15 protein-coding genes and 1 rRNA gene are annotated in these 14,271 nt (G+C 65.8%); 6 read left to right on the top strand and 10 right to left on the bottom strand.

Going from position 1 to position 14,271, the window contains the following annotated elements:
• Positions 1-31: 31 nt before the first annotated feature.
• The 7 genes from U1H99_RS25145 to rpe form a co-directional block, all read right to left on the bottom strand.
• Complete coding sequence (locus U1H99_RS25145; RefSeq protein ID WP_323144415.1) at positions 32-580, bottom strand: TonB C-terminal domain-containing protein; 549 nt, start codon at positions 578-580, stop codon at positions 32-34.
• A gap of 58 nt (positions 581-638) precedes the next feature.
• Positions 639-1,439, bottom strand: a complete 801-nt coding sequence (gene trpC, locus U1H99_RS25140) for an indole-3-glycerol phosphate synthase TrpC (protein ID WP_323144414.1) — start codon at positions 1,437-1,439, stop codon at positions 639-641.
• Between the two features lie 9 nt (positions 1,440-1,448).
• Positions 1,449-2,486, bottom strand: a complete 1,038-nt coding sequence (gene trpD / locus U1H99_RS25135; RefSeq protein ID WP_323144413.1) for an anthranilate phosphoribosyltransferase — start codon at positions 2,484-2,486, stop codon at positions 1,449-1,451.
• Positions 2,487-2,601: 115 nt separating this feature from the next.
• Positions 2,602-3,165, bottom strand: a complete 564-nt coding sequence (locus U1H99_RS25130; RefSeq protein ID WP_323144412.1) for an anthranilate synthase component II — start codon at positions 3,163-3,165, stop codon at positions 2,602-2,604.
• A 1-nt stretch (position 3,166) separates the two neighbouring features.
• Positions 3,167-4,663 (bottom strand): anthranilate synthase component I, encoded by a 1,497-nt coding sequence (trpE, locus tag U1H99_RS25125; protein ID WP_323144411.1) that lies wholly within the window; start codon positions 4,661-4,663, stop codon positions 3,167-3,169.
• 201 nt (positions 4,664-4,864) lie between these two features.
• The gene (locus U1H99_RS25120; RefSeq protein WP_323144410.1) at positions 4,865-5,563 is read right to left on the bottom strand and encodes a phosphoglycolate phosphatase; all 699 of its coding nucleotides are present in this window, start codon (positions 5,561-5,563) and stop codon (positions 4,865-4,867) included.
• Positions 5,563-6,246 (bottom strand): ribulose-phosphate 3-epimerase, encoded by a 684-nt coding sequence (gene rpe, locus U1H99_RS25115; RefSeq protein ID WP_141834706.1) that lies wholly within the window; start codon positions 6,244-6,246, stop codon positions 5,563-5,565. Before rpe ends, U1H99_RS25120 begins: the two co-directional genes overlap by 1 nt.
• 152 nt (positions 6,247-6,398) lie before the next feature.
• On the opposite strand from rpe, the gene apaG reads away from it, so the two are divergent.
• On the top strand, positions 6,399-6,773 hold the full coding sequence (gene apaG, locus U1H99_RS25110) for a Co2+/Mg2+ efflux facilitator ApaG/CorD (protein ID WP_141834703.1): 375 nt from the start codon (positions 6,399-6,401) through the stop codon (positions 6,771-6,773).
• A gap of 1 nt (position 6,774) precedes the next feature.
• Here apaG and U1H99_RS25105 read toward each other — a convergent pair whose 3' ends face one another.
• Positions 6,775-6,927, bottom strand: coding sequence for a hypothetical protein (locus U1H99_RS25105; protein WP_323144409.1), 153 nt, complete (start codon positions 6,925-6,927; stop codon positions 6,775-6,777).
• A 12-nt stretch (positions 6,928-6,939) separates the two neighbouring features.
• Here U1H99_RS25105 and mltA point away from each other — a divergent pair, with 12 nt between their 5' ends.
• Entirely contained in the window at positions 6,940-8,172 is a 1,233-nt protein-coding gene (mltA, locus tag U1H99_RS25100) for a murein transglycosylase A (protein ID WP_323144408.1), read from the top strand.
• A gap of 18 nt (positions 8,173-8,190) precedes the next feature.
• On the opposite strand, the gene U1H99_RS25095 is transcribed toward mltA, so the two are convergent.
• Entirely contained in the window at positions 8,191-9,105 is a 915-nt protein-coding gene (locus tag U1H99_RS25095; protein WP_323144407.1) for a LysR family transcriptional regulator, read from the bottom strand.
• 100 nt (positions 9,106-9,205) lie between these two features.
• Here U1H99_RS25095 and U1H99_RS25090 point away from each other — a divergent pair, with 100 nt between their 5' ends.
• Positions 9,206-9,988 carry an NAD(P)H-dependent oxidoreductase gene (locus tag U1H99_RS25090; RefSeq protein ID WP_323144406.1) on the top strand — a complete coding sequence of 261 codons (783 nt, stop codon included), beginning with the start codon at positions 9,206-9,208 and terminating at the stop codon, positions 9,986-9,988.
• A gap of 9 nt (positions 9,989-9,997) precedes the next feature.
• Here U1H99_RS25090 and U1H99_RS25085 read toward each other — a convergent pair whose 3' ends face one another.
• Positions 9,998-11,215: an MFS transporter gene (locus U1H99_RS25085; RefSeq protein ID WP_323144405.1), complete on the bottom strand. Its 1,218-nt coding sequence runs from the start codon at positions 11,213-11,215 to the stop codon at positions 9,998-10,000.
• A 167-nt stretch (positions 11,216-11,382) separates the two neighbouring features.
• Between U1H99_RS25085 and U1H99_RS25080 the strand changes: the two genes are divergently transcribed.
• The 3 genes from U1H99_RS25080 to U1H99_RS25070 form a co-directional block, all read left to right on the top strand.
• Positions 11,383-12,159: an enoyl-CoA hydratase gene (locus U1H99_RS25080; protein WP_323144404.1), complete on the top strand. Its 777-nt coding sequence runs from the start codon at positions 11,383-11,385 to the stop codon at positions 12,157-12,159.
• A 5-nt stretch (positions 12,160-12,164) separates the two neighbouring features.
• Positions 12,165-13,721, top strand: coding sequence for a phospholipase D family protein (locus tag U1H99_RS25075; RefSeq protein WP_323144403.1), 1,557 nt, complete (start codon positions 12,165-12,167; stop codon positions 13,719-13,721).
• A 434-nt stretch (positions 13,722-14,155) separates the two neighbouring features.
• Positions 14,156-14,271 (top strand): 16S ribosomal RNA (locus tag U1H99_RS25070); the annotation flags it as partial.

Genomic DNA, 14,271 nt, shown 5'->3' with positions numbered 1-14,271 from the left:
CGGTCTCGAAGGCCGGCTGGGCGTGCCGCCGTCATTCCGAGGCTTGCGGCCCGGCCAGGCTGCGCAACTGGTAGCGCTCGCGGTCGGCGAACAGGAAGGTCTCGGAAAACGTGAGCTTGCCGGTCGCCTGCGCTAGCTGCTGGGGCTTTGGCAAGGGCGTACTGCGGCGCATGGCGGCCAGCGCGACCTCGGACGCGTCCGGGTTGCGCGAACGCTGCACGGCGACCCTGGCCAACTGGCCGTCGCGGTCGACCGTGATTTCCAGCACGACGATGGCAGGCAGCAGCGGCGGCAACTGGCCACTGAAATTGTGCTCGGGATTGTGGCGCACCACGTGCTGGGCGACTTCGGTCTTGTAACTGTCGAGACCGGCGGATGAGGAAAGATAGGGCGAGGTGGCCGGCTCGGGATGGGCGATGCGTTCGACGACGCTGCCGATCGAGGCGGTGACGCTGGAGGCGGCTGTCTGGACGGTCGCGCATCCGCTCAGGCCCGCCGACAGCAGCAGGCAAGCTGCAACGCAGCTGGCAACGGATCTAGCAATGGATATTGCAAGCTCGGCGCCGACAATCGTCTTCATGACAGGATCCCTCGAAAAACCCGCAGCGCCGGTTTTTCGAGAGCCTGCCGCTACAGGCTCAGTCGAACAGGCGCCGCAATTCCATGCCAGGATCGGGCGCGCGCATGAAAGCCTCGCCCACCAGGAAGGCATGCACGTTGGCGTCGCGCATGCGCTTGACGTCGGCCTGCCCGAGGATGCCCGACTCGGTAACGACCAGGCGCTCCGCCGGGATGCGCGGCAGCAGGCCGATGGTTGTGTCGAGCGTGACTTCGAAGGTGCGCAGGTTGCGGTTGTTGATGCCGAGCAGGCGCGTTTTCAGGCGCAGTGCCGCGGTCAACTCATCGCCGTCATGCACTTCGACCAGCACGTCCATACCGAGTTCCTGCGCACATGCCTCAAGGTCCGCCATCAAGCCATGATCCAGCGCAGAGACGATCAACAGGATCGCGTCGGCGCCCATCACGCGCGCTTCGTACACCTGGTACGGATCGACGATGAAATCCTTGCGGATCACCGGCAGCGCACAGGCGGCGCGCGCCTGCTGCAGGTAGGCAGGGGCGCCCTGGAAGAACTGGCGGTCGGTCAGCACCGACAGGCAGGACGCGCCGCCTTGCTCATAGCTCTCGGCGATGGCCGCCGGCTGGAAATCGGCGCGCAGCACGCCCTTCGACGGCGACGCCTTCTTGACTTCGGCGATCACGCCGGCGCGGCCCGCCTCGATGCTGCGGCGCAGGCCGGCTTCGAAGCCGCGCAGGCCGGCGCGCAGTTCGGCATTGCTTTCGACGTCGCGGCGCAGGCTGTTGAAGTCCTGGTATTTCTTGGCAGCGGCGACCTCGTCGGCCTTGACCGCGAGGATCTTGTTGAGGATGTCGGACATGGTGGAATCTTATGGATTGTTCGCGCCCAGCTGGCGCGTGACGCTGACGAACTGGTCCAGCTTGGCCAGCGCCGCACCGGAGTCGATGGCGGCGCGTGCTTTCTGCAAGCCGTCTTCGATCGAGCCGGCGACGCCCGCCGCGTACAGCGCGGTGCCGGCGTTGAGGGCCACGATGTCGGTTGCCGGGCCCGGTTCGCCGCGCAGCGCTTCCAGCACGCGCAGCTTGGATTCGGCGGCATCCGCCACCTTCAAATTACGGCTGGCGATCATCGAGAGGCCGAAGTCTTCCGGATGGATCTCGTATTCGCGGATCTCGCCGTTCACCAGTTCGCCGACCAGGGTGCCGGCGCCGAGCGAGACTTCATCCATGTTGTCGCGGCCCCAGACCACCACCGCATGCTGGGCGCCGAGGCGCTGCAGCACGCGCACCTGGATGCCGACCAGGTCGGGGTGGAACACGCCCATCAGGATATTCGGGGCGCCGGCAGGATTGGTCAGCGGGCCCAGGATGTTGAAGATACTGCGCACGCCGAGTTCCTTGCGCACCGGCGCCACGTGGCGCATGGCGGCGTGGTGGTTGGGCGCGAACATGAAGCCGATCCCGGTCTGGGCGATCGATTGCGCGATCTGCTCGGGTTTCAGGTCGATCTGCGCACCCAGCGATTCGATCAGGTCGGCGCTGCCGCTCGACGACGACACGCTGCGTCCGCCATGCTTGGCCACGCGCGCGCCGGCCGCCGCGGCCACGAACATCGAGGCGGTCGAAATGTTGAAGGTGTGCGCGCCGTCGCCCCCGGTGCCGACGATGTCGAGCAGGTTGGTGGTGTCGGCCATCGGCACCTTGGTCGAAAACTCGCGCATCACCTGCGCCGCGGCGGTGATCTCGCCGATGGTTTCCTTCTTTACGCGCAGGCCCAGGGTGAGGGCGGCGACCATGGTCGGCGACATCTCGCCCGACATGATCTGGCGGAACAGGTGCAGCATCTCGTCGTGGAAGATTTCACGGTGTTCGATGCAGCGTAGTAAAGCTTCTTGGGGGGTAATCATGGCGGGTCCAGTGTTAGCGTCGCCCCTGCGAAGGCAGGGGTCCAAGTTTGTCGATATGCCGCGAACTTGGGCCCCTGCCTGCGCAGGGGCGACGTGCATGAATACGTAGCGAGTCTTAGCGCTCGAGGAAATTCTTCAGCATCGCGTGTCCGTGCTCGGACAGGATCGACTCGGGGTGGAACTGCACGCCCTCGATGTCGAATTCCTTGTGGCGCACGCCCATGATCTCGCCGTCGTCGGTCCATGCCGTCACTTCCAGGCAGGCCGGCAGCGACGCGCGTTCGATCGCCAGCGAGTGGTAGCGGATCACGGTGAAGGGGCTGGGCAAGCCCTTGAACACGCCTTCGCCGGTGTGGGCGATCTTCGAGGTCTTGCCGTGCATGACCTGCTTGGCGCGGATGATCTTGCCGCCAAAGGCTTCGCCGATGGCCTGGTGGCCCAGGCACACGCCGAGGATCGGCTTCTTGCCCGCGAACTCCTTCAGCACGTCGACCGAGACGCCGGCATCCTTGGGCGACTTCGGGCCCGGCGACACGCAGATGCGGTCCGGGTTGAGGTCGGCGATCTGCTCCAGCGAGATTTCGTCGTTGCGCACGGTGCGCACGTCTTCACCCAGCTCGCCGAAGTACTGGACGATGTTGTAGGTGAAGGAATCGTAGTTGTCGATCATGAGCAGCATGTCAGATCTCCCCGTCCAGGCCGTCCTGGACTTGCTCGGCGGCGCGCAGCACGGCGCGCGCCTTGTTTTCGGTTTCCAGCCATTCCATCTCGGGGATGGAATCGGCCACGATGCCTGCCGCCGCCTGCACGTACAGGTTGCCGTCCTTGATCACGCCGGTGCGGATCGCGATCGCCACGTCCATCTCGCCGCCGAAGGAGAGATAGCCGCAGGCGCCGCCGTAGATGCCGCGCTTGACCGGCTCGAGCTCGTCGATGATTTCCATCGCGCGCACCTTGGGCGCGCCGGTCAGTGTGCCGGCCGGGAAGGTGGCGCGCAGCACGTCCAGGTTCGACAGGCCGCCCTTCAGGGTGCCCTCGACGTTGGAGACGATGTGCTGCACGTGCGAGTACTTCTCGATCACCATCTTGTCGGTGACCTTGACGCTGCCCGTCGTGGCGATGCGGCCGATGTCGTTGCGTGCCAGGTCGATCAGCATCACGTGCTCGGCCACTTCCTTCGGGTCGTTCAGCAGTTCGTGCGCCAGTTCGGCGTCGCGCTCCGGGGTCGCGCCGCGGGTACGCGTGCCGGCGATCGGGCGCAGCGTGACCTTGCGCTGGCCGTCCGCTTCCTGTTCGTTCCTGACCAGGATCTCGGGCGACGAACCCACGATCTGCATGTCGCCGAAGTTGTAGTAATACATATACGGCGACGGGTTCAGCGAACGCAGCGAGCGGTACAGCGACAGCGGCGAATCCACGTAGGGCTTGCGGATGCGCTGGCCGATCTGCACCTGCATCAGGTCGCCGGCCATCACGTATTCCTTGGCCACCGCCACCGCCTTCAGGTAATCCTCCTTGCTGAAGTCGCGGATCGCTTCGGTGCGCACCGAGCTCGACGTCACCGGCGCATCCACGCTCCGGCGCAGCATCATGCGCAGGTCCTTCAGGCGCTGCTTGGCCTTCGAATAGGCTTCGGGCTGGGCCGGGTCGGCGTAGACGATCAGGTACAGCTTGCCCGACAGGTTGTCGATCACCGCCAGCTCTTCGGTCAGCATCAGCTGGATTTCCGGCAGGCCGAGATCGTCCTTCGGCGCGGAATCCGCCAGCTTCTTCTCGATGTGGCGCACGGTGTCGTAGCCGAAGTAGCCGGCCAGGCCACCGCAGAAGCGCGGCATGCCGGGACGCAGCGCGACCTTGAAGCGCGCCTGGTAGCTTTCGATGAAGTCGAGCGGATTGCCCTCATGCGTCTCGATGACGCGGCCATCCCTTTCGATCGTGGTCACGTCGCCGTGCGTGCGCAGCAGCGTCTTCGCGGGCAGGCCGATGAAGGAGTAGCGCCCGAAGCGCTCGCCGCCGACGACGGACTCCAGCAGGAAGGTATGCTTGCCCGCACCCTGGCTCTGTGCCAGCTTCAGGTACAGCGTAAGCGGCGTTTCCAGGTCGGCGAATGCTTCCGCGATCAGGGGAATACGGTTGTAGCCTTGCGTGGCAAGCGATTTGAATTCGAGTTCGGTCATGCTTTTCTCCGGGCCGGCCGAAAAGGGGAGGTCGGGCGGCGTTTTCTACAAAAAACCTGCCGGTGATGCACATCGGGTGCGCACCGGCAGCAATCAGCGTGGGTCAGTCGGCCCAGGATTGCCAGCGTCGCCACAGCCAGGCCTCGAGGGCGCCGGTTTGGTTGACGGTGTGTTTTTTGGTGAAAAACATGTATAGATAAGTTAGTGTGAAGTGCTGTTGTGAACAGAGATCAGCTTCGCCGCATCGAGCAGCGAATCAACTATACCATCGGAATTAATAGTTTGCACAGGCTTGCCGTGGTTATAACCATATGGCACCGTCAGCACGAAGCAACCGGCCGCCCGCGCCGCTTCGGCATCGTTGCTGGAGTCGCCGATCGCCACCACCTGCGATGGGGCCAGGTCGAAGTCGCGGCAGACCTGCAGCAGCGGCAGCGGATCGGGCTTCTTTTTCGGCAGCGAATCGCCGCCGTAGACCAGCTCGAAATGCGGCGCCAGGCCTTTTTGCGCCAGCAGCGGGGTGGTGAAGGCGATCGGCTTGTTGGTCACGCAGGCCAGGCGCAGGCCCAGCGCTTTCAGGGCTTGCAAGCCTTCGACCACGTCCGGGTACAGCGTGCTGCGCGCGCCGTTGATGGCCAGGTAGTGGCGCTGGTAGGCGGCCATGGCATCGTTGAACACGGCGTCGATGCGCGCCGCGTCGTAGTCGAGCGCCAGCACGTCGCGGATCAGCTTTTCCGAACCCTTGCCGACCATCGGTTCGATGATCTCCGCCGTGACCGGCGCCAGGCCGAAGTCGGCGCGCATGCCGTTCAAGGCCAGTTCGAAATCCGGCACGGTGTGCAGCATGGTGCCGTCCAGGTCGATGATGGCGGCCTTGATGGCCTTGGCGCCCGCCCGCATTACAGCGACGCCTGGACGTTGGTGCCGGCCAGTTCGGCGCGCATGGCGTCGATCACCGCCTTGTAGTCCGGCTTGCCGAAGATGGCGGAGCCGGCCACGAAGGTGTCGGCGCCGGCGGCTGCCGCGGCGGCGATGTTGTCGGCCTTGATGCCGCCGTCGACTTCCAGCATGATGTCACGGCCGGATTCGTCGATCATGCGGCGTGCGATCGCGATCTTTTTCAGCGCTTCCGGAATGAAGGACTGGCCGCCGAAGCCCGGGTTGACCGACATGATCAGGATGATGTCGATCTTGTCCATCACATGTTCCAGGTAGTGCATCGGCGTGCCCGGGTTGAATACCAGGCCGGCCTTGCAGCCGTTGTCGCGGATCAGCTGCAGGGTGCGGTCGATGTGTTCCGAGGCCTCCGGGTGGAAGGTGATGATGTCGGCGCCGGCCTTGGCGAAATCCGGGATGATGCGGTCGACCGGCTTGACCATCAGGTGGACGTCGATCGGCACCTGCACGTGCGGACGGATGGCCTGGCACACCAGCGGGCCGATGGTCAGGTTCGGGACATAGTGGTTGTCCATCACGTCGAAGTGGATGATGTCGGCGCCGGCGGCGACGACATTGCGCACTTCCTCGCCGAGGCGGGCGAAGTCTGCGGACAGGATGCTGGGAGCGATGCGGTAGGTGGTCATGGTGGCTGCCGGGTTTGCTAATGAATTCTGAGACCGCCATTGTACTTCGCTCCGCATGGACGCGGCCGCGCCGCCGCGCTTTTTGCCGGCGTTGTATGATGTCGGGTGCCGTTTTGTTATCGCTTGTTTTGATACCGCTTATAAGGAAAACCATGCCCGCCTACGATTTCGCGATCACCGTCAGGACCCAATACCTGCCGGAACAGTCCAGCCCGGATCGGATGCAGCACGTGTTTTCCTACACGATCACGATCAAGAACACCGGCACGGTCGCGGCCCAGCTGATCTCGCGCCACTGGGTGATCACCGACGCCAACAACAAGGTGCAGGAAGTGAAGGGCCTGGGCGTGGTCGGCCACCAGCCGCTGCTGCAGCCGGGCGAACAGTTCGAATACTCGAGCGGCACCCAGTTCGAGACCAATTACGGCTCGATGACCGGCGAATACTTCTTCGTGGCCGAGGATGGGCACCGCTTCGAGGTGACGATTCCCGAATTCGTGCTGTCGCTGCCGCGCAGCCTGCACTGAGTCAAGCGGCCGGCGGCTCTTCGCCGTCGCGCTGGCGCACCTGCGGCGGCGCCGGCGGCCGCGCTGCCGGCTTGCGGCCGGCAAACATGGTCCACCATACGATGAACACCAGCAGGAACAGCGCCACGCCTGCTTCCAGCATCAGTATCCACATCACAGGTTCCTCATGATTTCGACACGTCGCAGTGTACCTGCTTTATTGACGCTGGCCGCCTTGTTGGCCGCCTGTACCACCACGCCGCAGCAGCAGCCGCAACCGCAACCGAAGCCGCCGGTGCAGCTGCCGCCGCCGGTCGGGCCGGTGACGGTGCCGCCGACCACCCCGCCCGCGCCGCCCGCCCAGCCGCCCGCGCCGCTGTTCACGCCGGTCAGCTTCGAGGTGCTGCCGGGCTGGCAACAGGACGACCTGCGCCAGGCCTGGCCGGCCTTCCAGGCATCCTGCCGCGCGCTGGCCGCCAAGGCCGACTGGAAGAGCGTATGCGCAGCGTCCAAAACGGTCGACGCCGCCGACGGCAGCGCCATCCGCCGCTACTTCGAGACGAATTTCGTGCCCAACCTGGTGCGCGCCGCAGACGGCGCCGACAGCGGCCTGATCACCGGCTACTACGAACCCTTCCTGCGCGGGGCGCGCAAGCGCGGCGGCGCCAACCAGACGCCCCTGTACAAAGTGCCGGACGACCTGATCACGGTCGACCTGGCCAGCGTCTACCCGGCGCTGAAGGGCATGCGCCTGCGCGGCCGCCTGTCCGGCAAGACCGTGGTGCCCTACAACAGCCGCGCCGAGATCGAACGTGCGCGCCTGCCGGGCAAGGAACTGGTCTGGGTCGACGACCCGGTCGAAGCCTTCTTCCTCGAGGTGCAGGGCTCGGGCCGGGTCCAGCTGGACGACGGCGAGACCGTGCGCATCGCCTACGCCGACCAGAACGGCCATCCCTATAAAGCCATCGGGCGCTGGCTGGTCGAGCAGGGCGAATTGACGTCGGGCGAGGCGACCGCCCAGGGCATCAAGGCCTGGATCGCGGCGCACCCGGAACGGCGCCAGGAACTCTTCAACGTCAACCCGAGCTATATCTTCTTCCGCGAAGAGCGCCTGCCCGACCCGGGCGTCGGGCCTAAAGGCGCGCTCGGCGTGCCCTTGACGCCGACCCGCTCGGTGGCGGTCGATCCATCCTTCCTGCCGCTGGGTGCGCCGATCTTCCTGGCGACCACCGAGCCGGCCAGCACGGCGCCCTTGCAGCGCCTGGTGATGGGGCAGGACACCGGCGGCGCGATCCGCGGCGCGGTGCGGGCCGACTTCTTCTTCGGCTTCGGCGGCCAGGCGCCCGACAATGCCGGCCGCATGAAGCAGCGCGGGCAGTTGTGGGTGTTGCTGCCGCGCGCGGCGGTGGCGGCGCGCTGATCGTCTGATTCCGGCGTTTCAACTTGGGGGCGGTTCGCCCGCCGCCGCGGCGAGGCGATCGCGCAGCCACACGTGGGCCGGATCGCGGTGCACGCGCTCGGGCCACAGCATCAGCATCTCGAAGCCCGGCACCTCGAGCGGCGGCTCGACCGCGCGCAGTCCCGGCGCGTCGGCCAGCAGGCGCGAGGGCAGCAGGGCCACCAGGTCGGTACGCGCCAGCACCGCTGTCAACAACAGGAAATTCTGGACCGACAGCACCACCCGGCGCGTGAGGTCGAGCCGCGCGAGCGCGCTGTCGGCGCCGCCCTGGAAGCCGCCGCCCTCGGGCGACATGATCACGTGTTCCAGTGCGCGGAATTGTTCCAGCGTGGGCGGCGTATGCAGGCGCGGATGGTCCGCCCGTCCCGCCAGCAGGTAATGCTCGCTGAACAGGACGCGCCGGCGCATGCCTTCGGGCGCTTCGCCAGCGATATGGAAGGCGAGGTCGATCGCGCCCTGCTCGGCCTGGCGCGCGATCTCCCCCGGTGGCACGCCGAGCACGGCCAGCCGGGTGCCGGGCGCCGCCGCGCGCAGGCCGGCCAGCGCCGGCAGCACGATGGTCGAGGCGCCGTAATCGGAGGCGGCCACCTGCCAAGTATGGGTGGCGCCGGCCGGGTCGAACGGACTTGCAGGGGCGAGCGCCTGCTGCAGCGCTTCCAGCGCCTGGCGCAGCGGCGCGCGCAGCGCGTCGGCACGGGCCGTGGGACGCATGCCGCGCGGGCCGGGCAGCAGCAGCGGATCGCCGAGCAGGTCGCGCAGCCTGCCCAGCTGCACGCTGACCGCCGGCTGCGACAGGTGCAGGCGCGCGGCCGCACGCGTGACGTTGCGCTCTTCGAGCAGCACGTCGAGGGTGAGCAGCAGGTTCAGGTCGAGCCGGCGTAGTGAATCGAGCATACGGAATCAATCATATTAATACCAGGTGTAACAGCAATTCATTTCTAATATACCAGCGCGCTTCCTATCATGGCTGTCATCCCAACCGGAGTGACCGACCATGCATATCCTTCTCGTCCATGCCCATCCCGAAGCGCGTTCGCTGAACGGCGCGCTCACCCGCTTCATCGTCGGCCGCCTCGAGCGGCAACACCATAGCGTCGAGGTCTCGGACCTGTACGCGATGCGCTGGAACGCCGTGCTCGATCGCGCCGACCGGCTCGACATCGATCCCGACCAGCGCTTCGACCCCTCGCTCGATTCGCGCGAGGCCTATGCCCGCGGTACCCAGAGCCCGGACATCGCCCGCGAGCAGGACAAGCTGCGCCGGGCCGACGCCGTCATCCTGCAATTCCCGCTGTGGTGGTTCTCGATGCCGGCGATCCTGAAAGGCTGGGTCGAGCGCGTGTATGCCTACGGCTTCGCCTACGGCGTCGGCGAACACTCGGACGCGCGCTGGGGCGATCGCTATGGCGAGGGCAGCATGGCCGGCAAGCGCGCCATGCTGGTGGTGACCGCCGGCGGCTGGGAATCGCATTACGGCCCGCGCGGCATCAACGGCCCGATCGACGACATCCTGTTCCCGATCCAGCACGGCATCCTGCATTACCCGGGCTTCGACGTGCTGCCGCCTTATGTGGTGTACCGGACCGGCAAGACCGACGCCGCCCGGTTCGAGCGCATCTGCGCGGCGCTGGGAGAACGTCTCGACACCCTGTTCAGCACGCCGCCGCTGCCGTTCCGGCACCAGAACGGCGGCGATTACACCATCCCCGAACTCGGCCTGCGCGACGACATCTGCCCCGGCCGCGCAGGCTTCGGCATCCACCTGGCGCGGCGCTGAGGAAGTGCGCTACTCCTTCACGTGGCGCAGCCGGGTGAAGGCCAGGGTGCCCAGCGTAAGCAGGATGGCGCCGGCGGCCACGAAACCGAGACCGCTGCGCACGCCGAAATGCTCGCCCAGCAGGCCGGCACCGGCCGCGCCCAGCGGCGCCGTCGCCACCGTCAGGAAGCGCATGGTCGAGGTCATGCGGCCGAGGAAGGCGTCCGGCGTGACGCGCTGGCGCAGCGCCAGGTAGGGCAGGAAGAACAGCAGCGCGCCGCAATCGAGCCAGAACACGACCACGGCGTAGGCCATCGCGCTGGCGGCGCGGCTGCCGAACAGGTCCTGCGGAATCAGCGGCATCAGCGCGAAGCCGATGCCGGATGCGCACAGGCCGATCACGGTCGTGCCGCCCGAGCCGAAACGCTGCGTCAGCGGCTTGAGCAGCATCGAGGCGACGAACACGCCGACGCCGCCCAGCATCTGCGCGGTGCCCATCATCCCCGGCGACATGCCGAGCACGCGGGTGGCGAACAGCACGTACAGCGCGGTGTAGCCGTAGAACAGCAGGTGCCAGCAGGCCGAGACCCAGGCCAGCAAACGCAGCGTCGGATGGCCCCAGACGAAGGACAAGCCGTCCAGCATGTCGCGCAGCGCGTGCGACTGCGGCGGGTGCGGCGCCGGTTCCTGCTTGCGGATCTGGCGCAGGTTCCAGATCGACACCGCGAAGCCGCCCACATTGCACAGGATCGCGAACGGCGCCCCCAGCGCCTGCACAAGCAGGCCGGCCAGGCCAGGGCCGAGCAGGCGCGAGGCCGATTCGGTGGCGCCGAACTTGGCCTGGGCATCGATCAGGCCCGCGCGCCCGACCAGGAAGGTGAGGAACACCTGCTCGGCGCCACCGCCCACCACATAACCCGTGCCGATCACGAACTGCACCGCGTACACCCAGTGCACCGACAGCCAGCCCTGCCACCAGGCCAGCGGGATGCTGGCCAGGCTGAGGGCGACCATCGCATCGCTGCACAGCATCACCGGCAGGCGCCGGCTGCGCTCGAGCAGCACGCCGGTCGGCAATCCGAACAGCAGGAATGGCAGCGAACCCACCGCGGCCAGGCCGCCCATTTCGGCCGGCGTCGCATGCAGCAGCAGGGCGGCGCAGATCGGCAGGGCCAGCAACGTGATCTGGGCACCGAAGTTGGTGAGGATGCTGCTGAACCAGAAGCGGCGGAAGTCGGGGTCGCGCAACTGCCTGTCGTGACGCAGCTGGCGTAAAAAGGCGAGGGGCGACAAAGTGGGAATGCCTGGGCTGGTGTATTTTGATCGGTTCCGGATGATAGCAAAGCGGACTTGCAATTTACGCTACGGCAGGCGCTACAATCGGACGGTCATCTTATATTTAACAGGAGTGTCCCGTGGAATATGCCGACCTGCTCATCGAAAACCATGGCAAGGTGGCCGTGGTTCGCCTGAACCGTCCGAAGGCGATGAATGCCCTGAACGACAACATGATGAACGAACTCGGCCAGGCACTGCGCGGCTTCGACGCCGACCCGGCCGTCAACGTCATCATCCTGACCGGCAGCGAAAAAGTGTTCGCGGCGGGCGCCGACATCGCCGCCATGGCCAACTACACCTACGCCGACACCTATCCGGGCAACTACATCGGCCGCAACTGGGAACACATCCTCGATATCCGCAAGCCGGTGATCGGCGTCGTGTCCGGCTATGCGCTGGGCGGCGGCTGCGAGCTGGCGATGATGTGCGACTTCCTGATCGCGGCCGACAATGCAAAATTCGGCCAGCCGGAGATCAAGGTCGGCGTGACCCCGGGCGCTGGCGGCACCCAGCGCCTGCCGCGCGCGATCGGCAAGTCCAAGGCCATGGACATGCTGCTGACCACGCGCATGATCGATGCGGCGGAAGCCGAGCGCACCGGGCTGGTGTCGCGCGTGTTCCCGGCCGATAAAGTCATGGACGAAGCGCTGGCGGTGGCCCAGACCATCGCCCAGATGCCGGTGTCGGTCGCCATGCAGATCAAGGACGCGGTCAACCGCGCATTTGAAACCACGCTGACCGAAGGCGTGCGCTACGAGCGCCGCTTCTTCCATGCCGGCTTCGGCACGCCGGCCCAGAAAGAGGGCATGGCGGCCTTCCTCGAAAAGCGCAAGCCGGATTTCGAAGGCATGTAATCGCCATGCGGACGGGCGCATTCCTCAAGGGAAGTGCGGCGCTCGTCCCGGTCGCGGCGGCGGTGTTCGGCTGTGCTTCGCTGTCGCCGCTGCCGCAGCTTGAGCCGCGCGTCGCATCGAGCGCCTTCACCGATACCGGCGCGACCCGCCTGGGTAGCGCCATCGCACCGCTGGTGCAAGCCCATCCGGCGCTGTCCGGCATCTACCCGCTGGCCGAGGGACATGATGCCTTCGCGGCGCGGATCTTGCTGGCGCAGCGCGCCGAACGCAGTCTCGACCTCCAATACTATGTATGGCGCAACGACCTTACCGGGGTGCTGATGCTGGATGCCTTGCGCGCCGCGGCCGCGCGTGGCGTCCGGGTACGTCTGTTGCTGGACGATAACAACACGGCCGGCCTGGATGGGCTGCTGCTGGCGCTGGACCGCGATCCCAACATCGAGGTGCGGCTGTTCAATCCCTTTACCACGCGTGCGTGGCGCGGGCTTGGCTATCTTACCGATTTCGCGCGCCTGAACCGGCGCATGCACAATAAATCGTTCACGGTGGACAACCAGGTCACCCTCGTCGGCGGACGCAATATCGGCGACGAATACTTTGGCGCGGCCAACGATGTGCTGTTCGCCGATCTCGACGTGATGGCGATCGGGCCGGCGGTGCAGGCGGTGTCGCAGGATTTCGACCGCTACTGGAACAGTGTGTCGGCCTATCCGGTCGGCGCACTAGTCGACGCCGGCGCGGGGCAGCCGGAGCAGGGGTTGGCCGAGCGTGCCGCCGCCTTGCGCAGGGCGCCCGCGGCACAGGCTTATCTGCAGGCCTTGCGCGCCCTGCCGTTTGTCGAGCAGCTGGCGCAGCGTCGCCTGCCGCTCGAGTGGGGTGAAGCGCGCCTGGTCAGCGACGATCCGGCCAAGGTCAGGGGCGAAGGGACGACGCAAGCGCGGGTGGGCGTGCGCTTGCGCAGCCTGCTGGGCGAGCCGCAACGCCAGCTCGACCTGGTCTCGCCGTATTTCGTACCGGGCAAGGCGACGACGGCGGAGCTGGCGGGAATCGCCTCCAGGGGCACCGCGGTCAGGGTGTTGACCAATTCGCTGGAAGCCACCGATGTCCCGGCGGTGCACGCGGGTTACGCGAAATGGCGGCGCGAGCTGCTGCAGGCCGGCGTGGTCCTGTATGAACTACGCCGCGAAGGCATGGCCGAGCCGGCGGAACGCGGCAGCGGCTTGGGCAGCTCATCGTCCAGCCTGCATGCCAAGACCTTTGCCGTGGACCGGCAGCGCATCTTCGTCGGCTCCTTCAATTTCGATCCGCGTTCGCTCGACCTGAATACCGAAATGGGCCTCGTCATCGACAGCCCGGCGCTGGCGACCGCGCTCGATACGCGGCTGACCCAATCCATGCCGCGGCATGCCTACCGGGTGCAGATCGAGCCGGACGGCAGGATGGTCTGGCTCGAGCAGACAAGGCAGGGCGTGCGCAGGCATGAGGAAGAGCCGGGTACCGGCTTCTGGAAACGTGCCGGCGTGCGCATCCTGGGTTGGCTGCCGATCGACTGGCTTCTCTAAAACTTTCCACGCGAAGGACTTGCGCGGCCGTGCCGCGTTTTGCTATAGTTCGCCTCCTGCTTCTGCAGCGCAGTAAAAACTGAACGAAATCAAGTAGTTGAGTTGGGTGTTTTGATAACACCGCTGGCGCTGAAGAAAAAGATGGGGTTGACGAGTTAAGCGATGTAGTGCATAATCTTCTTCCTCTGCTGCTGACGAACAAAACGATTCGCAGAATGCAGCAAGGCAGTACAGAACAAGGTTCTTTAAAAATTAACAGTCGATAAGTGTGGGCGTTTGATGAAGGTGCCGGCTGACTAGTTCAGCTGATTACTTAAATTATCAAATGTTCACAAAAGTATTAAGCGTTGTCCCGGCAATGGGATGACGGTCAGTATCTTGAGTGAGCGACTCGGTAGCAATACCGATGGCAGCAATGCCAACAAACAGAGATTAAACTGAAGAGTTTGATCCTGGCTCAGATTGAACGCTGGCGGCATGCTTTACACATGCAAGTCGAACGGCAGCGCGGGGCAACCTGGCGGCGAGTGGCGAACGGGTGAGTAATATA

The sequence above is a fragment of the Massilia phyllosphaerae genome (genome assembly GCF_034659755.1).
GTDB classification, from domain to species: domain Bacteria; phylum Pseudomonadota; class Gammaproteobacteria; order Burkholderiales; family Burkholderiaceae_D; genus Telluria; species Telluria phyllosphaerae.
This window is presented reverse-complemented; position numbering and strand designations above follow the sequence as displayed.

Excerpts from the sequence above, each read along its gene's own strand:
- U1H99_RS25090 (WP_323144406.1), top strand. The coding sequence starts at position 9,206 with ATGCATATCCTTCTCGTCCATGCCCATCCCGAAGCGCGTTCGCTGAAC.
- rpe (WP_141834706.1), bottom strand. The coding sequence starts at position 6,246 with ATGACCACCTACCGCATCGCTCCCAGCATCCTGTCCGCAGACTTCGCC.
- mltA (WP_323144408.1), top strand. The coding sequence starts at position 6,940 with ATGATTTCGACACGTCGCAGTGTACCTGCTTTATTGACGCTGGCCGCC.
- U1H99_RS25075 (WP_323144403.1), top strand. The coding sequence starts at position 12,165 with ATGCGGACGGGCGCATTCCTCAAGGGAAGTGCGGCGCTCGTCCCGGTC.
- U1H99_RS25095 (WP_323144407.1), bottom strand. The coding sequence starts at position 9,105 with ATGCTCGATTCACTACGCCGGCTCGACCTGAACCTGCTGCTCACCCTC.
- apaG (WP_141834703.1), top strand. The coding sequence starts at position 6,399 with ATGCCCGCCTACGATTTCGCGATCACCGTCAGGACCCAATACCTGCCG.
- trpE (WP_323144411.1), bottom strand. The coding sequence starts at position 4,663 with ATGACCGAACTCGAATTCAAATCGCTTGCCACGCAAGGCTACAACCGT.
- U1H99_RS25105 (WP_323144409.1), bottom strand. The coding sequence starts at position 6,927 with ATGTGGATACTGATGCTGGAAGCAGGCGTGGCGCTGTTCCTGCTGGTG.
- U1H99_RS25145 (WP_323144415.1), bottom strand. The coding sequence starts at position 580 with ATGAAGACGATTGTCGGCGCCGAGCTTGCAATATCCATTGCTAGATCC.
- trpD (WP_323144413.1), bottom strand. The coding sequence starts at position 2,486 with ATGATTACCCCCCAAGAAGCTTTACTACGCTGCATCGAACACCGTGAA.
- trpC (WP_323144414.1), bottom strand. The coding sequence starts at position 1,439 with ATGTCCGACATCCTCAACAAGATCCTCGCGGTCAAGGCCGACGAGGTC.
- U1H99_RS25120 (WP_323144410.1), bottom strand. The coding sequence starts at position 5,563 with ATGCGGGCGGGCGCCAAGGCCATCAAGGCCGCCATCATCGACCTGGAC.
- U1H99_RS25130 (WP_323144412.1), bottom strand. The coding sequence starts at position 3,165 with ATGCTGCTCATGATCGACAACTACGATTCCTTCACCTACAACATCGTC.